This is a genomic window from Streptomyces sp. NBC_01525 (assembly GCF_045040405.1).
In the GTDB taxonomy this organism is placed as follows: Bacteria; Actinomycetota; Actinomycetes; order Streptomycetales; family Streptomycetaceae; genus Streptomyces; species Streptomyces benahoarensis.
Genome location: NZ_CP109397.1, coordinates 6357853 through 6381401 on the forward strand (window position 1 = coordinate 6357853; position 23549 = coordinate 6381401).

22 protein-coding genes and 1 pseudogene are annotated in these 23549 nt (G+C 71.7%); 13 read left to right on the forward strand and 10 right to left on the reverse strand.

Going from position 1 to position 23549, the window contains the following annotated elements; translation table 11 throughout:
• Positions 1 to 134 precede the first annotated feature (134 nt).
• From OG422_RS27585 to OG422_RS27615, 7 genes are all read left to right on the forward strand, one after another.
• The gene (locus tag OG422_RS27585) at positions 135 to 1421 is read left to right on the forward strand and encodes an NAD(P)/FAD-dependent oxidoreductase (RefSeq protein WP_143939660.1); all 1287 of its coding nucleotides are present in this window, start codon (positions 135 to 137) and stop codon (positions 1419 to 1421) included.
• A gap of 10 nt (positions 1422 to 1431) precedes the next feature.
• On the forward strand, positions 1432 to 1911 hold the full coding sequence (locus OG422_RS27590) for a RidA family protein (protein WP_221938089.1): 480 nt from the start codon (positions 1432 to 1434) through the stop codon (positions 1909 to 1911).
• On the forward strand, positions 1908 to 2582 hold the full coding sequence (locus OG422_RS27595; protein WP_405746776.1) for a DUF1028 domain-containing protein: 675 nt from the start codon (positions 1908 to 1910) through the stop codon (positions 2580 to 2582). Before OG422_RS27590 ends, OG422_RS27595 begins: the two co-directional genes overlap by 4 nt.
• On the forward strand, positions 2579 to 3727 hold the full coding sequence (locus OG422_RS27600) for a M20 family metallopeptidase (protein WP_405746778.1): 1149 nt from the start codon (positions 2579 to 2581) through the stop codon (positions 3725 to 3727). The genes OG422_RS27595 and OG422_RS27600 overlap by 4 nt, the downstream gene beginning before the upstream one ends.
• Positions 3728 to 3989: 262 nt before the next feature.
• Entirely contained in the window at positions 3990 to 5363 is a 1374-nt protein-coding gene (locus tag OG422_RS27605; RefSeq protein WP_405746779.1) for an MFS transporter, read from the forward strand.
• Between the two features lie 38 nt (positions 5364 to 5401).
• Positions 5402 to 6328 (forward strand): LysR family transcriptional regulator, encoded by a 927-nt coding sequence (locus OG422_RS27610; protein WP_143939658.1) that lies wholly within the window; start codon positions 5402 to 5404, stop codon positions 6326 to 6328.
• A gap of 216 nt (positions 6329 to 6544) precedes the next feature.
• Positions 6545 to 7360, forward strand: coding sequence for a 3-hydroxybutyrate dehydrogenase (locus OG422_RS27615; protein WP_405746782.1), 816 nt, complete (start codon positions 6545 to 6547; stop codon positions 7358 to 7360).
• A 133-nt stretch (positions 7361 to 7493) separates the two neighbouring features.
• Here OG422_RS27615 and OG422_RS27620 read toward each other — a convergent pair.
• The 5 genes and pseudogenes from OG422_RS27620 to OG422_RS27640 form a co-directional block, all read right to left on the reverse strand.
• Positions 7494 to 8510: pseudogene (locus tag OG422_RS27620) on the reverse strand (alpha/beta hydrolase family esterase); the annotation flags it as partial.
• 202 nt (positions 8511 to 8712) lie between these two features.
• Entirely contained in the window at positions 8713 to 9957 is a 1245-nt protein-coding gene (locus tag OG422_RS27625) for an ABC transporter permease (RefSeq protein ID WP_251076378.1), read from the reverse strand.
• Positions 9954 to 10652, reverse strand: a complete 699-nt coding sequence (locus tag OG422_RS27630) for an ABC transporter ATP-binding protein (protein ID WP_405746784.1) — start codon at positions 10650 to 10652, stop codon at positions 9954 to 9956. Before OG422_RS27630 ends, OG422_RS27625 begins: the two co-directional genes overlap by 4 nt.
• Positions 10653 to 10711: 59 nt before the next feature.
• Positions 10712 to 11842, reverse strand: coding sequence for a hypothetical protein (locus OG422_RS27635; protein WP_405746786.1), 1131 nt, complete (start codon positions 11840 to 11842; stop codon positions 10712 to 10714).
• Entirely contained in the window at positions 11829 to 12470 is a 642-nt protein-coding gene (locus tag OG422_RS27640; protein ID WP_405746787.1) for a hypothetical protein, read from the reverse strand. Before OG422_RS27640 ends, OG422_RS27635 begins: the two co-directional genes overlap by 14 nt.
• Before the next feature lie 111 nt (positions 12471 to 12581).
• Here OG422_RS27640 and OG422_RS27645 point away from each other — a divergent pair, with 111 nt between their 5' ends.
• Both OG422_RS27645 and OG422_RS27650 read left to right on the forward strand, forming a co-directional pair.
• Positions 12582 to 13364: a response regulator transcription factor gene (locus tag OG422_RS27645; RefSeq protein ID WP_405746788.1), complete on the forward strand. Its 783-nt coding sequence runs from the start codon at positions 12582 to 12584 to the stop codon at positions 13362 to 13364.
• A 67-nt stretch (positions 13365 to 13431) separates the two neighbouring features.
• Complete coding sequence (locus tag OG422_RS27650) at positions 13432 to 15219, forward strand: sensor histidine kinase (protein ID WP_405746790.1); 1788 nt, start codon at positions 13432 to 13434, stop codon at positions 15217 to 15219.
• A gap of 43 nt (positions 15220 to 15262) precedes the next feature.
• Here the strand turns inward: OG422_RS27650 and OG422_RS27655 are convergent, their stop codons facing one another.
• Positions 15263 to 15778, reverse strand: coding sequence for a DUF2231 domain-containing protein (locus OG422_RS27655; protein WP_405746792.1), 516 nt, complete (start codon positions 15776 to 15778; stop codon positions 15263 to 15265).
• Between the two features lie 203 nt (positions 15779 to 15981).
• Here OG422_RS27655 and OG422_RS27660 point away from each other — a divergent pair, with 203 nt between their 5' ends.
• The 3 genes from OG422_RS27660 to rutA all read left to right on the forward strand — a co-directional run bounded on the left by OG422_RS27660 (position 15982) and on the right by rutA (position 19350).
• Positions 15982 to 16716 carry a response regulator transcription factor gene (locus OG422_RS27660; RefSeq protein ID WP_405746794.1) on the forward strand — a complete coding sequence of 245 codons (735 nt, stop codon included), beginning with the start codon at positions 15982 to 15984 and terminating at the stop codon, positions 16714 to 16716.
• Positions 16713 to 18137, forward strand: a complete 1425-nt coding sequence (locus tag OG422_RS27665; RefSeq protein WP_405746796.1) for a sensor histidine kinase — start codon at positions 16713 to 16715, stop codon at positions 18135 to 18137. Before OG422_RS27660 ends, OG422_RS27665 begins: the two co-directional genes overlap by 4 nt.
• A gap of 127 nt (positions 18138 to 18264) precedes the next feature.
• Entirely contained in the window at positions 18265 to 19350 is a 1086-nt protein-coding gene (rutA, locus tag OG422_RS27670; protein ID WP_405746798.1) for a pyrimidine utilization protein A, read from the forward strand.
• A 233-nt stretch (positions 19351 to 19583) separates the two neighbouring features.
• Here rutA and OG422_RS27675 read toward each other — a convergent pair whose 3' ends face one another.
• From OG422_RS27675 to OG422_RS27685, 3 genes are all read right to left on the reverse strand, one after another.
• The gene (locus OG422_RS27675; RefSeq protein ID WP_405746800.1) at positions 19584 to 20234 is read right to left on the reverse strand and encodes a hypothetical protein; all 651 of its coding nucleotides are present in this window, start codon (positions 20232 to 20234) and stop codon (positions 19584 to 19586) included.
• A gap of 64 nt (positions 20235 to 20298) precedes the next feature.
• Complete coding sequence (locus tag OG422_RS27680; protein WP_405746801.1) at positions 20299 to 21237, reverse strand: WXG100 family type VII secretion target; 939 nt, start codon at positions 21235 to 21237, stop codon at positions 20299 to 20301.
• Positions 21234 to 21560: a hypothetical protein gene (locus OG422_RS27685; protein WP_143939644.1), complete on the reverse strand. Its 327-nt coding sequence runs from the start codon at positions 21558 to 21560 to the stop codon at positions 21234 to 21236. Before OG422_RS27685 ends, OG422_RS27680 begins: the two co-directional genes overlap by 4 nt.
• Positions 21561 to 21892: 332 nt before the next feature.
• On the opposite strand from OG422_RS27685, the gene OG422_RS27690 reads away from it, so the two are divergent.
• Positions 21893 to 22375 carry a DedA family protein gene (locus OG422_RS27690; RefSeq protein WP_405746803.1) on the forward strand — a complete coding sequence of 161 codons (483 nt, stop codon included), beginning with the start codon at positions 21893 to 21895 and terminating at the stop codon, positions 22373 to 22375.
• Positions 22376 to 22493: 118 nt separating this feature from the next.
• Here the strand turns inward: OG422_RS27690 and OG422_RS27695 are convergent, their stop codons facing one another.
• On the reverse strand, positions 22494 to 23540 hold the full coding sequence (locus tag OG422_RS27695; RefSeq protein ID WP_405746804.1) for a zinc-binding dehydrogenase: 1047 nt from the start codon (positions 23538 to 23540) through the stop codon (positions 22494 to 22496).
• Between the last annotated feature and the right edge of the window lie 9 nt (positions 23541 to 23549).

Consider the following 23549-nt stretch of genomic DNA (forward strand, 5'->3'; position numbering starts at 1 on the left):
GGTAGATCTAAAAAGTAGATCTCTCATAACGAAAACATCTGTTGGACAGTTTCATGGGCGCGCCCAAGGATGCCTCATGCGGTAGCACAGTCAATGCGACACCGGGATGGACTACCGCCTGAGTGGAGGCAGACATGGCGAGTGAAGAGACCGAAGTAGTCGTCGTCGGGGCGGGCCAGGCAGGCGTGGCGATGAGCGAGCACCTGGGCGCTCACGGCGTGCCGCACATCGTCCTGGAGCGGCAGCGGATCGCCGAGCGGTGGCACTCCGAGCGGTGGGATTCCCTGGTCGCGAACGGGCCCGCGTGGCACGACCGGTTCCCTGGCCTGGAGTTCCCCGACGTCGCCCCCGACGCCTTCGCGTCGAAGGAGCAGGTCGCGGACTACTTCGCCGCGTACGCCGAGAAGATAGGCGCCCCGATCCGGTGCGGTGTCGAAGTGACCTCGGTGCGGAAGCGCGCCGACCGGCCCGGCTTCCGCGTCGAGACGTCGGAGGGCTCCATCGACGCGCGCTTCGTGGTGGCCGCGACCGGACCGTTCCAGCGGCCCGTGATCCCGCCCATCGTTCCTGACGACGCCGTCCCCGTGCAGATCCACTCCAGTGGATACCGCAACCCGCAGCAGCTTCCCGAGGGCGCGGTCCTCGTCGTCGGGGCCGGTTCCTCGGGGGTCCAGATCGCCGACGAACTGCGCCGGTCCGGCCGTTGCGTCCATCTCTCCGTCGGCCCGCACGACCGTCCGCCCCGCGAGTACCGCGGACGTGACTTCTGCTGGTGGCTCGGTGTGCTCGGGATCTGGGACGCGGAGACGCCTCCCCAAGGTGCAGAGCACGTCACCATCGCGGTCAGCGGTGCCCGTGGCGGTCATACCGTGGACTTCCGCGCCCTGGCCGGCACCGGCATCGAACTCGTCGGCCTCACCGCGTCCTACGACGACGGCGTGCTGTGCTTCGCGCCGGATCTCGCCGCGAACATCGCCTTCGGCGACGCCAAGTACCTGGAATTCCTCCGAGCCGCCGACGCGTATGTCGAGCGCAACGGGCTGGACTTCCCCGAGGAGCCGGAGGCCCACGTCCTCGGGGCCGACCCGGACTGCGTGACCAGCCCTCTCCTGGAGCTCGACCTGGCCGGGGCCGGCGTCACCTCCATCGTCTGGGCAACGGGTTTCGCCACCGACTACAGCTGGCTCGGCGTCGACGCATTCGACGAGGACGGCCGGCCGAAGCACCGACGGGGAGTGTCCTCCGAACCCGGCGTCTACTTCCTGGGCCTGCCCTGGCTGTCCCGCCGCGGGTCGAGCTTCATCTGGGGCGTATGGCACGACGCCAGGTACGTCGCCGACCACATCACGACCCAACGGGGCTACCTCACGTACGACCCCACTGACCGGACCGACGCCGCGACGGCGGCCCGGAAGCACTGAGGAGCAGACGATGACCTCCACGACCTCAACCAGTGAGGGCCGCCGGGCGAATGCCCCGATCGTCGCCGGCGGGCACACCCGGATCCGTCCGTTCAACACCTGCGACACCTATCCGGAGCAGAACCTCGACAACGACCTCTGCCAGGCCGTCGTCGCCGGCAACACGGTGTACGTGCGGGGCCAGATCGGCCAGGACCTCGACACCAGCGAGTCCGTGGGCATCGGCGACGCCGAGGCCCAGGCCGAGCAGGCCATGGCCAACATCAAGATGCTGCTCGAAGAAGCGGGCAGCCGCATGGAGCACCTGGTCAAGGTGACCATCTACCTGATCGACCCGCGCTACCGCGAGGCGGTGTACCGCACCGTGGGCCGCTGGACCAAGGGCGTGCACCCCATCTCCACCGGCCTGGTGGTCTCCGCCCTCGCCCGCCCGGAGTGGCTGTGCGAGATCGACGCGATCGCCGTGATCCCCGAGGAGGAACTGGTATGACATTCTCCCTTGTCGTACGCGACGGTGAGCGATTCGGCGTCGTGGCCAGCTCGTCGAGTCCGGCCGTGTTCGCCCGGGTCGCTCACCTGCGGCCCGGGGTCGGCGCGGCGGCCTCGCAGAACATCACCGACCCGACGCTCGGCACGAGCCTCCTGGAGGGGTTGGCGGACCACGGTGACGCGGAACGTGCCCTGGCCGACGTCACCGGCGCGAACCGTAACGCGAAGAGCATCGAGTACCGGCAGCTGACCGTCCTCGGCCGCTCCGGTGCCGGGTTCGCCCACAGCGGCTCGCGGACGCTCGGCACGCACGGTTCGGCCACCGCGGACGGCGCGGTGGCGGCCGGCAACATGCTGTCCGGCGAGCACATCCCCGGCGTTCTCCTCGATGCCTACGCCGAGGCCACCGGGGAGCTCGAAGAGCGTCTGATCACTGCCCTGAAGGCCGCCGTCGCGGCCGGTGGCGAGGAGGGGCCGGTGTACTCCGCGGGCCTGGCGGTCGTCGCGGACGTGGACTGGCGCGTGACCGATCTGCGGGTCGACCGGGCCGATGATCCCGTGGACCGGCTCGGCGAACTCCTTGACGTCTGGCTGCCGCAGCGGGACGACTACGTACGGCGCGGCCTCGACCCGGCCACCTCCCCTTCGTACGGCGTCCCGGGCGACCTGTGAGGGGCGCGCTGAAGGAGGCGGCCCGGCAGGCGGTCGACCGCCGTGCGGAGGAGCTGATCGGCCTCTCCGAGCGGCTGCACGCCGACCCGGAGACCGCCTGGGAGGAACACCGGGCCGCGGCAGCCGTGCCGGAACTGCTCGACCGCGCCGGATTCGACGTCACCTCGTCCTACGTGGGCCTGGAGACGGCGTTCCACGCCCGGATCGGCAGCGGGCCCGTCCGGCTCGCTCTGTGTGCCGAGTACGACGCGCTGCCCGGCCTCGGCCACGCGTGCGGGCACAATCTCATCGCGGCGAGTTCGGTGGGGGCCGCGCTCGGCCTGGCCGCCGTCGCCGATGACGCCGGCCTCACCGTCGAGGTCTACGGCACCCCGGCCGAGGAAGGCGGCGGCGGCAAGATCGAGATGCTCGACCGCGGCGCCTTCGCCGGGGTGGACCTCGCGATGATGGTGCACCCGGCGCCGGTCGATGTCGCCGAGGCCCGGCCGTTCGCGGTCAGCCACTCCCGGATCTCCTACACCGGGAAGTCCGCGCACGCCGCGGCCTATCCGGAGGCCGGGGTCAACGCGGCCGACGCCTTCACCGTGGCCCAGGTCGCGATCGGTCTGCTCCGCCAGCAACTGCCGGCCTCGGCCCGGGTGCACGGTGTGGTGACCCACGCCGGGGACGCCCCGAACGCCATCCCGGAGCGGTCCACCGGCCGGTGGTACGTGCGGGCGGAGACGCTCGCCGAACTGGCCGAGCTTGAGCCACGCATCATGCGGGCCTTCGAGGCCGGTGCCCTCGCGACAGGCTGCGAGCTGGAGATCGAGCCGGAGAGCAAGCCGTACGCGGAGTTCCGCACGGACGAGACCGCCCTCGGCCACTACCGTGCGAACGCCCTTTCCCTGGGCAGGGAGTTCGCGCCGCCCGGCCAGGCCGCACGGATGAACCGCGCCTCCACCGACATGGGCAACGTCTCGCAGGCGGTGCCGGCCATCCACCCCTACATCGGCATCGGCTCCCTGCCCGCCACCAACCACCAGCACGAGTTCGCCGCGTACTGCGTGGGCGGGACGGCGCAACGCGCCCTGCTCGACGGGGCCGTCGCGCTCGCCTGGACCGGCGTGGACCGAGCCACGTCAGCCGGGGAAGCGACGGCGTGACAGGGACGGCCGCCGCCGTGGCCGGAGACGATCCCGACGGCCGCACCCGGGGCGCTCCCGGCGCTGCCACACCGGCCTGCCCGCGCTCGCCCTCATACGCGAGCGCGAGCAGGTGACCGGGACGGAACTCCACGAGCTCACCAGCCCCGCCGCCCTTACCGGCCCCGCCGCCCTCACCGGCCTGCCCGCGCTCCGAGAACACCGCGCCGGCGGCACCCGCACAGCTCCGGCCCCTTTTCCCCGTCCCCACAAGGAGGCGCGCATGCGCACCTGTAACAGCGGCACCGCAGAGACCGAAGTCGCGGTGCCCACCGACGTGGTCGACCTGCGCAGGAGCGTCGCCGCGGGAGCCATCGGCGTGTTCGTGCACTGGTTCGACTGGGCCGCCTACGCCTATCTCGCCGGTACCGTCGCGGCCGTGTTCTTCCCGGCCGAGGACAGCACGACCGGACTGCTCGCCGTGTTCGGTGTGTTCGCCGTGTCGTTCGGCATCCGGCCGGTCGGCGCCCTGGTGTTCGGGCCGCTCGGCGACCGGATCGGCCGCAAGCGCACCCTGTCGCTGGTCATCTTCCTGATGTCCGGCGCGACCCTGGGGATCGGTCTGCTGCCCGGCTACGCATCGATCGGGATCGCCGCCCCCGTGTTCCTGGTGGTCCTGCGCCTGATCCAGGGCTTCGCCGCGGGCGGTGAGTTCGGCAGCGCGGCGAGCTTCCTCGCCGAGAGCGCGCCCCGGCGCCGCCGCGGCTTCGGCGTGAGCTGGCTGGAGGTCGGCTCCCTGCTCGGCTTCCTCGCCGGCTCGTTCGTCTTCCTGCTGCTGTCGACGGGACTCGACGCCGACCAGCTGACCTCCTGGGGCTGGCGCATCCCCTTCCTCGTCTCCGCGCCGCTGGGCGTCATCGGCTTCATCATCCGCAACAAGATCGAGGACACCCCGGAGTACCGGACGCTCGAAGCCAACGACTCCGTCCCGTGCAGCCCCGCGCGGGAGCTTCTGCGCCACCACAAGCGGCAGTTGCTCCAGGCGGCGGGTCTGATGGCGGCCATGCACGTGCCCTTCTACGCGGTGCTGACCTACCTCGTCACCTACGAGACCGACCACCTGGGGCACTCGGCCGACAACGCCGCCCTGCTGGCCACGGCGATCTCGCTGCTCGGCCTTGTGCTCGTGCCGTTGTTCGGGCTGCTGTCCGACCGGGTGGGACGCAAGCCGGTGTTCGTCGGGGCGACGGCCGCCCTGCTGGTCGTCTCCACCCCGGCCTTTCTGCTGATGCGGACCGGGCTTGTCGGGACGTGGATCGCCGGTCTGCTGCTCGGTGTGATTCTGGCGGCGATTCTCGGCACGTACGCGGTGTGGTCGGCGGAGATCTTCCCCACCCGCACGCGGCAGAGCGGTCTGTCCGTCGCCTACAACCTCACCGCCGCCCTGTTCGCCGGGACCGTGCCGTACCTGATGACCGTGCTCATCTCCGCGACCGGCAGCACCCTGGCACCCGGCCCGTACCTGATGGTGTTCGCCGTCGGCGGTCTCGTCGCCGCCCTGTCCCTGCGGGAGACCGCCGGTTCCGCCCTGCTGCACCCCGAGGACATGTCCGAAGCGGCGGTGCCCCTTGAGGCCCCTCAGCCGGCGCCGCAATAGGGTCGGCCCGACCGGATCACCAGGCGCAAGGGCCACGTATGACGTCACCAGTGGGTTTCACGCTCGTTCAGCTCCGCTATTTCCTTGTCGCTGCCGAACGCGGTTCGATGACGGAGGCGTCGGCGGAGCTGCACATCGCGCAGTCCGCCGTCTCCACGGCCGTCCACAACCTGGAGCGGGACCTGCGGGTGCAGCTGTTCATCCGCCGACGGGGCCGGGGTCTGACGCTCACACCCGCCGGGGAGAGGCTCCGGCAGCAGGCACGGGAACTGCTGGGCCGCGCCCGCGAGGTCGAACGGGAGGCCCGGGGAGGCGGTGAGTCCCTCTCCGGGCCGGTGGCCGTCGGCTGTTTCGTGACCCTGGCCCCCTACTACCTGCCACCCTTGTTCAGCGAGTGCACCCGACGCCATCCGGGCATCGAGATCGACGTCGTGGAGGCGGAGACGGACCAGCTCGTCCAAGCCCTGGCGGCGGGGCGCATCGACTTCGCCCTCACCTACGACCTCGGTCTGTCGGCCGAGCCGGACCTGCGCGGCGAGACGATCGCCCGCGCCCCGGCGTATGTCATCGTGTCGGCCGATCACCCGCTGGCCGGTCAGGGCAGTGTGGAGCTGGCCGAACTGTCCGCGGAACCGCTCGTCCTCCTCGACCTTCCCCACAGCCGCGACTACTTCCGCTCGCTGGTGGCCGCCACCGGCACCGCGCCCGATGTCCGCTACCGCACCCAGAGCTACGAGACCGTGCGCTCCCTGGTGGCACGCGGACTCGGCTACTCCGTGCTCAACCAGCGGCCGGCGACCAGTCAGACCTACGGCGGCGGCGAGGTCGCGGAACTCCAGCTCCGGGACAGTGGACCGCCGCTCGAAGTCAAGATCGCCACTGTGGGGAGCGTGACCCAGACCGCCCGCGCCCGAGCGGTCATGGACGTACTGCGGGAGATCACCACCCGGCGCACCGAGGCCTGAACAGGCGGCCGCTCGGCGCGCGAGGGTCTGAGGACCGCCCGGCGGGAGCGCGCCGAGCGTCACCCGCGGACTGCGTACAGCCGATGGCTTCCAAAGGCGTCAAGTAAAACTCCCGGCCCGCTGAGTGTTCTATGGGTCGGGGCACCACCTTCCCGGGCCCGCTTGTGGTTTTGACAGCCATGGGCCGGTATCGCGGCCGCTCCTACGGTGAACGGCATGGCTCACCCACACGAAGCGACACGGGCTCGGGGCACGCCCGCGACCAGCCCCGGCCTGTCTGCCGTGCCCGGCTCTCTGCACGGCAGGACAGCCATGGTCACGGGCGCGGCAAGCGGTATCGGCAGGGCGTGCGCCCTCGCGCTTGCGGCGTCGGGCGCCCGCGTCCGGGTCGTCGATGTCGACGGGGAAGCCGCCGCGAGGACCGCGGCGCAGATCGACGGCACCCTCCACGTGGCGGACCTGGCCGACCCGGAGGCGGTGGCAGCGCTGCCCGCCGACGCCGACATCGTGGTCAACAATGCGGGCCTGCAACACGTGGCCCCGATCACCGAGTTCGACCCCGATCGCTTCGCTCTGATGCAGCGGATCATGGTCGAGGCACCGTTCCGGATTCTGCACCGCACGCTGCCGGGAATGTACGCGCGGGGGTGGGGCCGGGTGGTCAACATCTCTTCCGTGCACGGACTGCGCGCCAGCCCGTACAAGAGCGCCTACGTCACGGCCAAGCACGCTCTGCAGGGGCTGAGCAAAGTGATCGCCCTGGAGGGCGCCGGACACGGCGTCACCAGCAACTGCGTCAATCCGGGCTACGTGCGTACCCCGCTGGTCGAGCGGCAGATCAGTCAGCAGGCCGCTGCCCACGGCATCTCGGAGGCGGACGTCATGAGCGACGTCCTCCTTGAACGCAGCGCCGTCAAACGGCTGATCGAACCCGACGAGGTCGCCCGGGCGGTGCTGTGGCTGTGCGCACCGCACGCTGCGTCCATCACCGGTACCGACCTGGTCATGGACGGCGGCTGGACCGCCCGCTGACCCCTCCCGCTGACGGCCCCGGCTCCGCCTTCGGAGGCGCCCCGGCGCCTTCCGCACTCCACCTGGCCCTGCGCCTGCACGCGGTCGCTGCACCCGACAGCTGAGCCCCCGCTCCGGGCCCCGCCTACCGGCTGTCGATGCCCCAGAACGTGGCGGTGTAGGAGGAGGAACAGAGGGTGTCGAAGAAATAGGCGCCGATGGAACCGCATGGGGTGTCGCCGGAGCCGGAGCCGGAGCCGGGGTCGACGGCGAGACCGTGCCCCATCCCGGAGACGGAGAAGAGCGCCACGTCGGGCCGGTCCGCGTCGGTGCCGTACGTGGTCTCCGTCGTGTTGCCGGGCAGCTGGCGGGTGGCTGCGGGCTGGTTGCTCACCCCTCGGACGTTGGTCCACTGATCCCGGAGCTCGGTGCCGTTGACGGGGCGGACCGTGTAGTCGGCGCTGCCCTGCCAGAGGGCAACCCGCGGCCAGGTTCCCTTGTAGCCGGGAGCCGAACCGCGGACCTTGTCGCCCCACTGGGCCGGCGACAGGTTCTGGTTGTTCCTCTGGCAGCTGCTGGCGGCCGCGTGGCTGGTGGCGCACTGGGCGGGCAGACCGGAGTTGACGGTGCCGCCGGCGAAGACGTCCGGGTAGTCGGCCAGCAGGTTCGCCGTCATGCCTCCGCCGGCCGAGAGCCCCGTGGCGAACACCCTCTTGGTGTCGGACCCGTAGGCGCTGGTGGCCTTGTCCACCATCTGCTTGATCGAGGCGGCCTCACCCTTGTCACGCGAGTTCTTGCCCGGATCGAACCACTGGAAGCAGGACTGGATGTTGTTGCTGGTGGTGGTCTGGGGAAAGACGACCGCGAAACCGTATCGGTCAGCCAACTGCGGCCACCCGGAGTGGCGGTAGTAGTCGTCGGCGTTCTGCAGACACCCGTGGAGGGCGACCACCACCGGCGCGCCCTCCGGCAGCGACGCCGGGGCGTAGGTGTACATCAGCAGGTTGCCCGGATCGGAGCCGAAATCGGTGACCTGCTGGAGCGAGCCGCTGACGGGCTGGGCCGCGTCCGGCTGCGCCGCAGCGGACTGAGCGGGGACGCTGAGGGCCACCAGCGAGGATGCGGCAATTGCGGCACCCATCGCGACGCGCCGAGGGCGTGCGGAGAACATGACCGGCTCCCTTGGTGTGGGGGAATTCTTTCGCCGACCGGGAACCGCCCATGCCCTACGACCTGGCCGGCCCCTGGGGGCTGTCGAATCCAGGCGAGTCGGCCAGGGAGGAACATGGAGAGGGAACCCATACCCACGGCACCAACTATGTTCTCCGAAGCCGTTGTTCGCCTTCCGGGCCCGCCAGGCGCCCCTCACCCCCTCACCCCGTCGCCAACGCCTCCGTAGGCGCCAGTCGCGCAGCCCGCATCGACGGGTACACGCCCGCCACCACCCCGATCGCGACCGCCCCGGCGGTACCGGCGCCGACCGCTGACAGGGGGATGACCGGGGGCCAGCCCTGGTAGGTGGCGTAGGCGAGGGAGGTCAGGACGCCTACGGCGGTGCCCAGGAGGCCACCCAGGAGGGAGAGGGCGACCGACTCGGTGAGGAACTGGCCGCGGATCTGGCCGCGGTGGGCGCCCAGGGCGCGGCGGAGGCCGATTTCGCGGCGGCGTTCCAGTACGGAGATGTACATCGTGTTGGCGACGCCGACGCCGCCGACCAGCAGGGCGACGCCCGCGAGGCCGAGGAAGAGGGCCGAGAACGTCGAGGCGGTGGCGCGTTTCGCGGCCAGGGCGTCGGAGGGGCGGCTGACCTGGATCAGGCCGGGGGTCTGCGGGTAGACGGTGGCCGCGAGTACCGAGGCGACGTCTTCGATGGAGTCCTCGCGTGCCGTCGTGTAGACGACCGTCGGGTGCCCGTCGAAGTGCAGGGCCTTTTTGGCGGCGCCCCAGCCCACCAGGACGGAGCGTTCCAGGTCGGGGGCGAGACGCATCGGGCCGAGGACGCCGACAACGGTGAAGTAGGTCTCGTTGATGAGGACCTGGGGCGGCTCCTGGCCGGGGATCAGGCGGGGGATGCCGAGCCGGGCCGCCGCTTCGTAGCCGAGGACGACCGTCGGGAAGTTGTCGGTCGCGGACTTCAGGAACGTACCGGAGCGGACCGTGCCGTTCACCGCGGACAGCAGGTCGGTGCGGGCCGCGAGCACCGAGAGGCCCAGCCCGTCGTTGGGGTCCGTGCGGTCCGAACGGCGCACCAGGGCATGGGTGTTGGCGACCGCGCTGGCATGGGTGACCGGGCCGATCCGCCGGACCATGTCCGGTGCCTCCTCGGGGAGGAGGATGGGCGGCTTCTGGTTGGGCATGGGTTCGGCGCGCAGCGTGTTCGTGCCCAGCGCGGACAGCTGCTGGTCGAGGTGGCGCTGGCTGGAGGCCGGGATGCTGGTCACCAGGATCAGGGTGGCGATGCCGATGGAGATGCCGAGCGCGGAGAGCGCGGCGCGCATCCGGCGGGTGCGGATCCCGAGCAGGCCCAGGCGCAGCACGTCGGAGGGGGCGAGCCGGACCGGGCGGCTGGGGTCGGCGTCCGGGGCGGTCGGGTCGGGGACGGTGTCGGTGCGGTTCACTGCGGGCTCCCGGTGTGCGCGGCGGTGTCGGCGACGATGCGGCCGTCGCGGATCTCGATGCGGCGCGGGAGCCGGGCCGCGAGGTCCCGTTCGTGGGTGATGACCGCGATGGTGGTGCCCTCGGCGTTCAACCGGATGAGCAGTTCGAGGACGGCCTGGCTGTTGGCCGTGTCGAGGGCGCCGGTCGGCTCGTCCGCGAGGACCAGCGCGGGCCGGTTGACCAGGGCGCGGGCGATGGCCACGCGCTGGCGTTCACCGCCCGAGAGCTGGTGCGGCAGGTGCTCGACGCGGTGGCCGAGCCCGACGCGTTCCAGCGCGGCGACCGCCAGCGGCCTGCGCTGCCGGCGCGGCACGCCCGCGTACAGCAGTCCGGTGGCGACGTTCTCCGCGGCGCTGAGGCCCTCGGTGAGGTGGAACTGCTGGAAGACGAAGCCGAGCCAGCGTCCGCGCAGCGCCGACAGGCGGCGGTCGGACAGCTGGGACGGGTCCTTGCCGCCGATCTCGACCGAGCCGTCGGTCGGCAGATCGAGGGTGCCCATGATGTTGAGCAGCGTCGACTTGCCGGAGCCGGAAGGGCCGACGATGGCGAGCAGTTCGCCCTCGTCGATGGTGAGCGAGACGTCGTCGAGCGCCTTGACGCCGCCGTGGTACGCCTTCGTCGCGTTCCGGACGGTGAGGACGGGCGGCCCGGACACGCGGGGGAGAGTAACGGTCGGCGACGCGTCGCCGACCGTCGGCGGGGGGTGCGGAAGGCTCACGACGTGGTCACCACCCGGTCGCCCTCCTTGATGCCCGCGCCCGAGACCTCGACCATGCCCTTCGAGAACAGCCCGGTCTTGACAGCGACAAGTTGGCCGCCGGGCCGCTGGAGCGCGTAGCCGCCCTCGCGCAGTGCGAGCAGCGAGCCGACCGGGACGGTGAGCACCTGCTTGCGCTTCTCCGTCGTGAAGGTGACCTGCACCGATGCCGAGCTGAGGTTCTTCACCGCCGCGCTGTCCGTCGGCTCGACCGTGACCTGGAGCGTGGCGTCGGACGGCGAGCCCGAGGCGTCGTCATCGGCTCCGCCCTGCACGGTCTGCCCGACCGACGTGACCTTGCCCGGCACGGTCTTGGTGTCGGGCAGGGTGAGGGTGACGGGGTCGCCCTTGTGGATCGGACCGGATTCCTGCGCCTCCACCTTCACCCGGACCGACTTGTGGACGGACGTGACGGTCAGAATCTCCTCCGCCGCCGGATCCCCGAGCTGCGCCTTGATGCCGCTGACCCGGTACGGTCCGGGCAGCACGACGACCTGCCCGGGGACGAGCTTCCCGGTCTCCTGCTGGCCGGTGTCGTGCTGCCAGCGCTTGAGCGCGGCGAGCAGCGCGGGGGTCAGCTCGGTGCCGGGCTCCGCGCCGTCGGCCGGGCCGGTCGCGCGGGGGGTGGGGCCGGTGTCGTAGCCGAGCGCCCTCAGGTTCTCGGCGAGCACGGTCACGTCGCGCCCGCTGGTCCCCGCGGTGCCGAGGGTGCGGAAGACGGGGGTGTCGCCGAAGAACACCATCACGGGCCGGTCGTCGACCCAGTACAGCGGCTTGCCGCGGGCCACCGTCGTGTCCGTCTTCGGCAGCTTGGTCACCGCTCCCTTGCCGGTGCCCTTGACGGTCCGCTGCCCGCCGAAGCCGAGGGCGCCGGGCAGCGTCCGGCTGTCGGCGAGGTCCGCCCGCACGATTTTGATCGTCCCCGCGGAGGGGGCGCCGGCCTTCTTGGGCTGCTGGTCACGGCCGTGCGCGGACAGCGCCATCGCGCCGGCGGCGCCCCCGGCGAGCACCGTCAGGGCCACCGCCACGACCGCGACGCGCCTGCCCCGGCTGCGGCCGGGCGCCGGTGCGCTCTCAGTGCTTGACACTGAAGGCCTCCTTCTCGCACACCTTGCTGGCCTTGGTCTCCTCGTCCTCGGAGATGCCCTTGCCGCCGTCGTCGTACGTGTAGCCGTTCGCGACGCCGTGCTCGTTCAGGGTCATGTGGATGTGCGCGCCCTTGCCCTTGAGGCACTTCACGAAGTTGCGGTACTGGTCCGTGTAGTGCGGGTTGACCGCCGAGTCCAGCTCAGGAGGCTGCAGAGGAAGCTTCACCAGACACGCGTCGAAGGCCGGCTTGTACTTCTTGGTGATCTCCTCGCCCTGCATCGGCCACGCCTGCTTGGCGCCCGCCATTTCGGCCCGCTTGGTGTTCATGGGGACGCCGTGGGCCTGGAGGCAGGCGTTGTAGGCGTTGAGGAGCTTGTCCCTCTCCTCCTCCGAGGAGTCCATGCGCAGTTGGGGCCGCCGGGAGTCGGTCTTCGAGGAGGCGGACGCCCCGGACTCACCGCCCGGCGCGGGGCTTCCGGTCTCCAGGGTCGAGACGCCGTCCTTGGCGGCCTTGGCGCCGTCACCGTCGCCCGCTCCGCAGGCTGTCAGCACGGTCGCCGCGAGGAGCGCGCAGACGGAGAACGCGGTGGTACGGACCGCAGGGGAGAGGGGTTTCGTCTTCTGCATGCCGCCCAGCATCGCGATCACTTGTCAGGAAGTTGTCAGGAACTCATGGCGTGCCGATAGGGGCCGGGTCCGGTGGCCCGCCGCGGCGTACCGCGTTCCTAGACTCACGGCATGTGTGCGCATGTGGTCGTCGCCGAGGACGACGGGAAACAGGCGGATCTGGTCCGCCGCTATCTGGAACGCGAAGGCCACGACGTGGTCGTGGTGCACGACGGGGCGGCGGCGCTCGCGGAACTCCGTCGCCGGCCACCGGACCTGCTGATCCTCGACGTGATGATGCCGTACGTCGACGGCCTCGACGTGTGCCGGATCGTGCGCGCGGAGGCGGACCTCACCGCCCTGCCGGTGCTGATGCTGACCGCCCGTTCCACCGAGGACGACCTGCTGCTCGGCCTGGACCTGGGCGCGGACGACTACCTGTCCAAACCGTTCAGCCCGCGTGAACTGATGGCCCGCGCCCGGTCCCTGCTGCGGCGCGGCGGCCGGACGGGCGGGTCCGGCGCGGCGGCCGGGCCCGCGCCGGACCCCGTCCTGCGGTCCGGGCCGCTGACCGTGGACCCCGGACGCCACGAGGTGTGGGCCCACGGCCGCCGTGTCCACTGCACGCCGGGCGAGTTCCGGCTGCTGGAGGTGCTGGCATTGCGGCCGGGGCAGGTCTTCACCCGGGCGCAGATCCTGGAGCGGCTGCACGGCTTCGACCGCTACATCACCGCGCGGACCGTGGACGTGCACGTCATGAACCTCCGCAAGAAGATCGAAGAGGACCCGCGCAACGCCCGCCGCCTGCTGACGGTCTACGGCGTCGGGTACAAGCTCGTCGACGAGGAGCCGCCCGCCGACGGGGAGGGCCACGGGCCCTCCGCCGACCGGAGGGACGGGCGCCGTGGGCTCTGAGCCACCCGGGCGCCGGGGCAGCACCACGGCGGTCACCTCCCGTCGCCTACCGGCCCGTTGGCGTCGCGTGCCGAGGGCGCTGCGCCGCAGTCTGCTGCTGCGACTGCTGGCCGTCTCCGTGATCGTGTCCGTCTGCTCGGTCGCCGCCACCGCGTACGTCGTCGTCCAGATGACGGCCGTCGCCATCCGTCAGGAACAGGGCCAGGCGCTTGCCGACGACGCCAAGGCGTACGACGCGCTGCTCGGCTACGCGGCCCGGCACCCGGACTGGTCGGAAGCCGGCGCCACGGTGGCTGCGCTCGCCCGCGGGACCGGCCACCGCATCGTGCTGACCAGCCGGGGCCGGCCGGTCGCCGACTCCGACCCGGAGCCAGGCGTGCCGTTCCGGCCGCCCGCCAAGCCCACCGCCGTCATCGACCCGCTCTCCGTCGATCCCGACCTGCTGCCCCGCTCGGCGAGCGACCGGATCGACGCGCGTGCGGTGGGTCCGTTCCTGCTGCCCCGGCACGAACGCGGCTACCTGGACGCCCTCGCCTCGCGCCTCCAGTCATGCGCGCAGAGGACGACCGGGGCCGACGCCCGTATCGAGCGGGGGCCGGGCGGGCGGCCCCGGCTGGAGCCGCCGAGCGCGAGCACCATCCCCGGCTGCAACGCCACGGCCCTCGGCGAGCCGACCCCCACCGAGAAGAAGGCGCTCGCCGCGCTCGGCACCCTCGTCAACGCCTGCCTCGCCCACCGCGGCGCGCCCGCCGTGACCCTCTCGCTCAATGGCGAAGGGCGGCCGGTGGCCACCAGCCGCTGGGCCGACGGGCCTCTGGTCTCCTCCTGCCTCACCACCGGCCGCGCGGAACAACTCGCTCCGTACGTGGCGCCCGCCGCGCAGCTGTACGTCTCCACCCCGGCCCACGCGACCACCTTCTTCGCCCTGTCCCCGGCCAACAAGGCGCGGATCGCCGGGGGCGCGGCGCTGGTGCTGCTGGTGACCGTCGTGGCCACCGTCCTTGCGGGCATCCAGCTGGTGCGTCCGCTGCGCGCGCTGACCGCCGCGGTGCAACGGCTGGCGGAGGGCGACGTGTCCGCCCAGGTGCGGGTGGTCGGCGGTGACGAGATCGGCCGGCTGTCGGTCGCCTTCAACTCGATGGCCGGGCGGCGCGCGGAGCTCGAACGGCTGCGCAAGGCGATGGTCAGCGACGTGGCGCACGAGCTGCGCACGCCGCTGAGCAACATCCGGGGCTGGCTGGAGGCGGCGGAGGACGGCGTCGTCGACAACGACGGGGAGCTGCTGGCCTCCGTGCTGGAGGAGGCCCTGCTGCTCCAGCACATCATCGACGACCTGCGCGATCTGTCGGCGGCCGACGCGGGCGAGCTGCGGCTGTCGAAGGCGCCGGTGCCGGTCGCGGACGTGCTGGCACAGACCGCGCACGCGCACCGTGCCGACGCGGACGCGAGCGGGGTGCGGCTCACCGTCACCGCCGACGAGGCGGCGCTCGTGGACGCGGACCCGGTCCGGCTGCGGCAGATGGCCGGCAATCTGCTCTCCAACGCGATCCGGCACACGCCACACGGCGGCACGGTGACCCTGAGTGCGCGGGTGACGGAGGGCTCCGTACGGATCGACGTGGCGGACACGGGTGCGGGCATCGCACCGGACGAACTCCCGCACGTCTTCGAGCGTTTCTGGCGCGCCGAGAAGTCCCGCAGCAGACAGACCGGCGGCAGCGGCCTCGGCCTGTCGATCGTGCGCAAGCTCGCGGAGGCCCACGGCGGCACCGTCACGGCACACAGCACGCCGGGCGCGGGCGCCGTCTTCCGGCTCACCCTCCCGCTGCTGCCGGAGACGGGCGGCGGCGGCTGACGGCGACGGGCCCGGCGGTGGCCCGGACGGACCACGGTGCCCGTCAGCCCCGATCGGAGTGGGCGGTGGCGGAGTAGCCGTCGTGCCAGGCGGCTTTGGCGCCGGAGTCGCCGATTCGGTAGACCTGTACGCCCGCGCCGACTCCGATGACGACGGACAGCACCGCGGCGGTGAGGCGCAGGGGGAGGGCCACCGCGCTCGTGGATCCCGCCGAGTCGGGGGCGTGGTGGGCGGCGCGGCGGTAGGACCACCACACCGCCGTGGACACCAGGAAGAGCGCGAGGGCCCAGGGGAGCAGTTCGTCACCGAGTGCGGTGTGCGCGCGGACCAGGGGGTCGCTGTCCACGTGTCGCTCCAGCCACTCGCCGGCGTGCGTCGTCAGCGGCACGCTGATCAGGGACACCAGCGCGAGGACCGGCAGCGCGAGCCCGAACCGGCGCATGACCGAGGGGAGGGCGGCACAGAGGATCAGCGCGAGGGCGGTGAGGGGTACCAGGACCACGACGACATGCACGAGCAGGATGTGTGCGGGGATGCCGTTGATCAGGTTGAGTCCCACGGGGGCTCCTTCGAGGTTGGTGTTCGAGGCTGGGCAGGAGACGAGCAGGGCTGCTGCGGCGACGGGTGGCCCAGCCTCACAGCCCCACCTCTGTGAACCTTCTGAAACAGCACCGGGGCGGCCGTTCTCAGCGCCGATTCAGAGGAAACTCAGAGGCATGCCTCGCCCCGCCGTGGCCTGCGCCGGGGCATGCTGAAGGAACCATGGACGAGCCGCGTACCCCATCGCCTCTGCACCGCCCTGACGGAGAACCCGTACGGATCCTCGTCGTCGACGACGAGCCCGACGTCACCGACGTCCTGGCCGGAGTGATGACCGGCGAGGGCTGGCAGGTCCGCACTGCCGCAGACGGTGCGACGGCGCTCGCGACCGCCCGTGATTTCCGCCCCGACGCGGTGGTCCTGGACCGGATGCTGCCCGACCTGAACGGGCTGGAGGTCCTGCGGGCCCTGCGCCGCGAGGAACCGCGCGTGTGCGTGCTCTTCCTGACCGCCCGCGACGCGGTCGAGGACCGCATCGCCGGCATCACCGCAGGCGGTGACGACTACGTCACCAAGCCCTACAGCCTGGAAGAACTCCTCGCCCGGCTCCGCGGACTCCTTCGACGGGCCGGTATGACCGCCGAGCCGGGAACGAACCGGCTCACCGTCGGGGACCTCACCATGGACGAGGAGGCCAGAGAGGTCAGGCGCGGTGAGTCCACCATCGATCTGTCCCGCACCGAGTTCGAACTTCTGCGCTTCCTCATGCGCAATCCGCGCCGGGTGCTGTCCAAGGCCCAGATCCTCGACCGCGTCTGGGCCTACGACTTCGGCGGCCGCTCCCACATCGTCGAGCTGTACATCAGCTATCTCCGCAAGAAGATCGACGCCGGACGCACCCCGATGATCCACACGGTGCGTGGTGTCGGCTACGTCCTCAAGCCGGAAGCATCGTGAGGCGCCTGCTGCCCCGCACCCTGCGCGGCCAGCTCACGGCCGGGCTCGTCACGCTGCTCGCCCTCGCCTGCCTCGTTGTCGGCATCGTCACCGCCCTCGCGCTGCGCGACTTCCTCATGGGGCGCCTGGACGAGCAGCTCATCGCCTCCGGCGGCCGGTTCGCCGCCAGCCTGGAACACGAGGCCGCGCCCGACGCCGACAACCGCCCCGACACCCGGGGCCAGGCCGATGCCACCTTCGGCGCCCGCCTCCTGAACGGCACCCTCACCCAGGCAGCCGTCGTCCACGACGCCGCCGACCGTCCCCTGCCCCTCACCCCAGGGGACCGCCGCGCCCTGGCGGACATCCACGCCGACGGACGCGGACACAGCATCCGCCTCTCCGCCCTGGGCTCCTACCGCGTCACCGCCGTCCGAGGCGACGACCAGGACATCCTGATCACCGGCCTGCCCCTGCACCCGGTCGAAGAGACCGTGGAGCGCCTCGAAGCGGTCGAAGCCACCCTGTTCGGCGTCGCCATCGTGGCCACCGGCATCGCCGGGGCCCAGTGGGTACGGATCTCCCTGCGCCCCCTCCGGAACGTCACCACCCGCGCGGCGGAAGTGGCCGGACTGCCGCTCGCCAGCGGTGAGATCGCCATGCCCGGACCGCTGCCCGACACCGACCCCCGCACCGAGGTCGGCCAGGTCAGCACGGCCCTCAACCACATGCTCGGTCATGTCGAGGACGCCCTCACCCGCCGCCAGGCCGGCGAGGAACGCCTGCGGCACTTCGCCGCCGACGCCAGCCACGAACTGCGCACCCCCGTCGCCAACATCCGCGGCCACGCCGAACTCGCCCTACGCCACCGCGGCCCCGTCCCCGCCGACGTCCGCCACGCCCTGGAGCGCATCGACGGCGAGTCACAGCGCATGACCCGCCTCGTCGACGACCTGCTGCTCCTCGCCCGCCTGGACGCCGGGCGCCCCCTCGAACACGAACCGGTCGACCTGACCCTGCTGATCCTGAACGCGACGGACGACGCCCGCGCCGCAGGGCCCGGCCACCACTGGTTCCTCGACCTCCCCGAGGAACCCGTCACCGTGACCGGCGACGCCCACCGCCTCCAGCAGGCCATCGGCAACCTCCTCGCCAACGCCCGCACCCACACCCCGCCCGGCACCGACGTGACCATCGCCCTCACCGCCGAGCCGAACGGCGTCTCCGTGCAGGTGAGCGACACCGGTCCCGGCATTCCCGACGAGGTCCGGCCCGAAGTCTTCGGCCGCTTCGTCCGCGCCGACCACGCCCGCTCCCGCACCACCGGCAGCACCGGTCTGGGCCTCGCCATCGTCCACGCCGTCGCCACCGCCCACGGCGGAACCGCCACCGTCACCAGCGGCCCCGGACACACCACCTTCCGCCTCACGCTCCCCGGCTGACACCGTCCGGCCTGCCCACGCACCGGAAGAAGGGCCTACGTGTGACGTCGCCTCGCAGGCAGGGTGTCCTTCCGACCGTGAGGGGGAAGGAACCCGCACGATTCCCCCGAACCCTTTCAGGAGCGGTATGGACATCGGCGTCTTCCTCCCCATCGGCAACAACGGCTGGCTCATCTCGAAGAGCGCCCCGCAGTACCTGCCGACCTTCGAGCTCAACAAGGCGGTGGTGCAGAAGGCCGAGGAGTACGGCCTCGACTTCGCCCTGTCGATGATCAAGCTCAAGGGTTTCGGCGGGGAGACGGAGTTCTGGGACCACTGCCTTGAGTCGTTCACGCTGATGGCCGGCCTGGCGGCCGTGACGGAGCGGATCAAGCTGTACGCCTCCACGCCGATCCTCGTACTGACGCCGGCGATGGTTGCCCGGATGGCGGTCACGGTCGACGCCATCGCTCCCGGGCGGTTCGGGGTCAACATCGTCACCGGCTGGGCGCCCGGTGAGTACACACAGATGGGCCTGTGGCCCGGGGACGAGCATTTCGGCAACCGCTACGACCGGGCCGTCGAGTACGTCACCGTGCTGAAGGAGCTGTGGAGCGAGGGCACCAGCGACTTCAAGGGGGAGTTCTACGAGATGGACGGCTGCGTGCTGTCCCCGCGACCGGCGGACGGCCATATCGATATCGTCGCAGCAGGTCAGAGCAGCAGCGGCAGGCGGTTCGCCGCCGAGCACGCCGATGACAACTTCGTCCTGGGGAGCGGTGTCAACACCCCGCTCGCCCTCGCGGACACCACCGCGGCGCTCATGGACGAGGCACGGCGGACCGGCCGCGACGTCGGTGTGCTGTCGCTGTTCATGGTCATCGCGGACGAGACCGACGAGGCCGCCCGCGCGAAGTGGCAGGACTACCACGACCACGCCGACCACGCGGCGCTGGCGTACATGTCGGGGGAGACGGCCGCAGATGCGACGGACGACGCATCGGCCACCGCCCGGACCATCGCGCTGCCCGAGGGCGCCGTCAACTTCAACATGGGGACGCTCGTTGGCTCGTACGAGACCGTCGCGAGGATGCTGGACGAGATCGCCGAGGTGCCCGGCATCAAGGGGATCATGCTGGTCTTCGACGACTTCCTCGAAGGGATCGAGAATTTCGGAACGCGCATCCAACCGCTGATGAGGTCCCGGTCGGGACGTGCCGTGGGGACGCCGTGACGAACGGGGCGTGGCCCTGCCGCTGACGTTCCCGGCAGGACGCCGCGTGCGACGCCGGCCATGGCGGGCGCCGCACGCGGCGGGTCCCTGCCTCCCCGGCCGCGCAGGCGAGGTCCTGCGACGGGCGCCGCCCGGTGGTCAGGAACGCCGTCACCGCGTCGTTCGCGCAGGTGCCGGGCCGAGCGGGCCGGTCCGTGTCGAGCGCCTGCAGGTCTTGGCCGACGGCAGGAGCCTTACCCCCGACCCGACGCCAACAGCTCGCCGAGCCACGGCACCTGGCGGCGGTCGGGCGCCTCCAGCGCCAGCCACGAACCGTCGGCGAAGGCGAGGTCCACCCGGGCCCGGTGGCGCTGCGGGTGCGGCTCCGGGCGCAGGCCGTAGGTGCCGTGCGGTACCGCACCGAGCAGTTGTGCCGCCTCCCGCTCCGGAGACGTCGGCTCGTTCAGCAGCAACAGCCGCCGGTCGGTGACGGCCAGCGCCAGGTGCGTGTTGTCGTACCCGGCGACGTCCGCCGTACCGGTGCGGGCGTCGATGACGAAGCGGCCCGCCGCGCTGTCCCAGCCGCCGGCCCACACCCGTCCCCGGAAGACCCGCCGGATGCCGCGCCAGGTGCGACGGGCGCCGACCTCCAGCAGCCCGGCGGGCAGGGAACACAGCCACATCACGAACGACACCGGCAGGAAAATCCGCTGCCACCCGGTGAACCGGGCCTTCTCCTCCGCCGCGGGCTTGGGCCTGCGGTAGCGCTGGGGGACGGTGTCCGGAGCCAGCGGATCGAGCCGGACGGACAGCGCACCGCGCAGCGTCTCCCCGGGGTCGAGGAATGGCGCGGAGTGCGTCAGGAGCCAGCCGTCCCGCTCCGGGGTCACGGGGGTGGGGTGCATGTCCCTCTCTTCGGGTCTGCTGCGACGTTCTCGGTCCGTTGCGGGAGCCGGCCCGCCCGGGCGGTCAGCCGAAGGTGTCCTCGATGCTGCGCTTGGGTACGTGGTACGGCTCGGGCTCCTTCGGGCCCTGGTCGTCCAACGCCTCCCCGCCGAAGTGCTTGATCGCGTCCTCGGCCGGGGTCTTGAAGTCGCCGGTGAGGCCGGTGGCCTCGTTGAGCAGGGGCTTCGAGCCGTACTCGGCGATCTTCCCGCTCACGAGGTGATGGGCCCACCAGTCCTTGCTGCGGAAGGCCCCCTTGCCCATCGGACCGCCCAACTTACGCAGCGTACCGGCGGCCTTGCGCGCTTCGTTGAAGGACTTGGCGCCGCTCTTGAACTCCTTGACCGCCTTCATCAACTCGCGCAGCGTCTTGGCCAGTTCCGCCGAGACCTTCTCCACCCGGGTGAGGAAGACCGCGACCTCGGCCTCGGCCACCAGCCCGTCGACCACCGTGGCCAGGCCGAGGGTGAGGATGTCGGTGACCACCATCGCGGCCAGCGTCATCGCCGCCCACTCGATCGCCTCGCGGATGATGGCGACGATGGAGTCCTCGGCGAACTTGCTCTCCTTGGCGGCCTGACTGAGGATCTGGGCGGTCTTGCCCATGTCCTTGCCGGTGTCGTCGAGCGCATCGATGATCTTGCCCATGCTGTGGCCGAAGCCCTCGGAGGCGTCGCCGGCCCACTGTTCGGGCAGCCCCCGCGCCCCCGACCGCAGTTCCGCCGACACTCGGTGCAGCGCCTCGCCCTGGGCCTTCCACTCCTGGGCGGCCTGGGTCAGCCGCGTCGGCATGCCGGTGACCTCTTCGAGCTTGTCCATCAGCCCGACCTTGTCCAGGAACCACCGGATGGCCTCGTCGAGGCCGGAGTCGAGACCGTGCTCCTCGCTGCGGTGGATCTGCTCGATGTCGGGGAGCTTCTCGATCTCCTTGTTGACCCACGCGTAGGCGTCGGTGACGGTCATCCGGCCGCGCCCCCGCCCTGTCCGCCGAAGCTCTGCTGCTGGGCGTACTCGGTCTGGACGTAGCTGCCCGCCGTCGCCCGCAGGCCCTCGGCCACGCCCTGCAGGAGCTCGGCGAGGTCGTGGATGTTCTGCTGCGCCGCGGTGGCGTGCTCGTTGTACGAGGTGTGCAACTCGTCGGACTCCGGCAGCTTGCCGAAGGCGCCCGACGGGATCTCCACATGCTCCAGTGCCCGCCCGATGCGGGGCACCTCTTCCTTCTGCCGGTCGGTGTGCGACGCGTAGCGGAATATCGCGTCGGGATCGGTCCGGAATCCCTCGCCCATGATGTGAGTCCCCCTAGCTCGGGTCGTACTTCCTCCCGCGTCACCCTAGGCAGGCCAAGGAAGGCCCTATTCAAGACAGGGTCAAGCAACCCTCACGCCACCTTCAAGGTTTGCTGAAGCCTTCCGGATGCGGCGATTCACCGTGCTGAGCGGGCGCGGGGGAGCATGGCCGACGGAGCGCGCCCCGGGTACGGCCGTTCGCTTACCCTGGCTGTGTCGGATGGCCCTGGTCAGGGTCGTATCGGGAAGCCCGGGTGTGGTGGTGTGCCGCGTCGGGGCCGGTAGCCGGTGCCGCCCCGGCGGGTCGGGGCCGGCGGTGAGGGCGGAGCGTCGTGGAGAAGGTCGTGCTCACGGCCGCCGGGCTGTACGTCATCGTCCTGCTGCGGGCCGGAGGGACCTTTGCCGTCGGGTGGCTGGCCGGTGCCGGGGTGCGGCGCGGTCGGCTCGCGGAGCGCATGTCCTCGGCCACGTTCGTGCGGGCGGAGCGGGCGATCCAGCGGTGGGGTGCGCCGGTGGTGGCGGTCTCCTTCCTGACCGTCGGATTCCAGACGGCCGCCAACTTTCTCGCGGGGAGCATGCGTATGCCCCTGCCGCGTTATCTGCCCGCGCTGTTCGTGGGTGGGGCGTGCTGGGCGCTGGTCTACGCGACGGTCGGGGTCGGTGCGCTGGAAGTGCTGGCGCGGCTGTTCGCCGAGCGGACGGCGCTCGGGGTGGCGGTGGTCGCCGCCCTGCTCGCCGCGGTGTGCGGCGTGGTGGTGTACCGGCGCCGGAACGCCGGGTCGGCCGCGCGGGGCGGCGCGGCCGACGAAGCCTGAGGGGACGCGGCAGCGCGCGGGCGCCGCACCGCCGGGCCGGAGGCCGAGCGCCGCACTGCTGCACCACCGCACCGCCGGGCCGGAGGCCCCCGGAATCCCAGACCCCCGGCCCGTCCCTCTACGGCACCAAAATCAACCGAATCGGATCGCCGGCCTTCTGCTCCAAGCGACGCACCGCCTCCGCCGCATCAGCCAGCGGAAGGTGATCGGTGATCGACGGCCCCAGATCGAGGCGCCCCATGGCGGCCAGCCGGATCAGTTGGCCGACGTGTTCGGGCGAGGAACCGTAGTGGCCGCGGATCTCGTTGCGGTTCCAGCTGAAGCGGGTGCCGTCGGTGACGGTGAGCGGGTGCGGGGTGAGGCCGGCGAGGACCATGATCCCGCCGCGGTGCAGGACCGTTGCCGCCTGTTCGCGGACGGCCGGGGCCCCGGCGAAGTCGAAGGCGGCGTCCAGGCCGCGGCCACCGGTGGCGCGCCGTACGGCCGCGGTGAAGTCGGGGTCGGCCGGGTCCAGGGCGAGGTCGGCGCCGAAGGTGAGGGCGCGGTCGCGGGCACCGGCCAGCGGGTCGACGGCGATGACCGGGGCGGCTCCGGCGAGCCGGGCGAGGCGGATGCCGTGGATGCCCAGACCGCCCGCGCCCCAGACGCCCACGGCCTGTGCGGGGCGGACCGCGCCGGTGTCCACGATTGCGGCGTACGGGGTGGAGACGGCGTCGGGGATGATCGCCGCCTGGTCGAAGGGGAGGTGGTCGGGGATCGGGGCGAGGGTGTCCTCGCGGGCGAGGGCGTAGGCGGCCCAGCCGCCGTCGTAGTCGACGCCGCGGGTGTGCGGGCTCAGGCATGGGGCGCGGCGCATGGCGCAGTTCGCGCACCGGCCGCAGCTCTGGCCCGCCTGGAGCGCCACCCGCATCCCCGGGGCCCAGTCGCCGAGGAGGCCGGGGCCCAGGGTGTGGATCACCCCGGCGACCTCGTGGCCGAGGGTGACCGTCTCGACGGGGACGAACGGCTTCAGGCTGCCGTCGATGAGGTGCACGTCGGAGAGGCACACCCCGGCGGCCTTGACCTCGATCAGTACCTCTCCCGGACCGGGTTCGGGGATGGGGACCTCTTCGACGCGGAACGTGGTGCCGGGGACGTGCAGACGTCCGGCGAGCATGGTGTTCATGGCGGGAAC

Coding starts and splice junctions, on each gene's coding strand:
- OG422_RS27585 (WP_143939660.1), top strand. CDS start 135: ATGGCGAGTGAAGAGACCGAAGTAGTCGTCGTCGGGGCGGGCCAGGCA.
- OG422_RS27590 (WP_221938089.1), top strand. CDS start 1,432: ATGACCTCCACGACCTCAACCAGTGAGGGCCGCCGGGCGAATGCCCCG.
- OG422_RS27595 (WP_405746776.1), top strand. CDS start 1,908: ATGACATTCTCCCTTGTCGTACGCGACGGTGAGCGATTCGGCGTCGTG.
- OG422_RS27605 (WP_405746779.1), top strand. CDS start 3,990: ATGCGCACCTGTAACAGCGGCACCGCAGAGACCGAAGTCGCGGTGCCC.
- OG422_RS27610 (WP_143939658.1), top strand. CDS start 5,402: ATGACGTCACCAGTGGGTTTCACGCTCGTTCAGCTCCGCTATTTCCTT.
- OG422_RS27615 (WP_405746782.1), top strand. CDS start 6,545: ATGGCTCACCCACACGAAGCGACACGGGCTCGGGGCACGCCCGCGACC.
- OG422_RS27640 (WP_405746787.1), bottom strand. CDS start 12,470: ATGCAGAAGACGAAACCCCTCTCCCCTGCGGTCCGTACCACCGCGTTC.
- OG422_RS27645 (WP_405746788.1), top strand. CDS start 12,582: ATGTGTGCGCATGTGGTCGTCGCCGAGGACGACGGGAAACAGGCGGAT.
- OG422_RS27660 (WP_405746794.1), top strand. CDS start 15,982: ATGGACGAGCCGCGTACCCCATCGCCTCTGCACCGCCCTGACGGAGAA.
- rutA (WP_405746798.1), top strand. CDS start 18,265: ATGGACATCGGCGTCTTCCTCCCCATCGGCAACAACGGCTGGCTCATC.
- OG422_RS27675 (WP_405746800.1), bottom strand. CDS start 20,234: ATGCACCCCACCCCCGTGACCCCGGAGCGGGACGGCTGGCTCCTGACG.
- OG422_RS27680 (WP_405746801.1), bottom strand. CDS start 21,237: ATGACCGTCACCGACGCCTACGCGTGGGTCAACAAGGAGATCGAGAAG.
- OG422_RS27685 (WP_143939644.1), bottom strand. CDS start 21,560: ATGGGCGAGGGATTCCGGACCGATCCCGACGCGATATTCCGCTACGCG.
- OG422_RS27695 (WP_405746804.1), bottom strand. CDS start 23,540: ATGAACACCATGCTCGCCGGACGTCTGCACGTCCCCGGCACCACGTTC.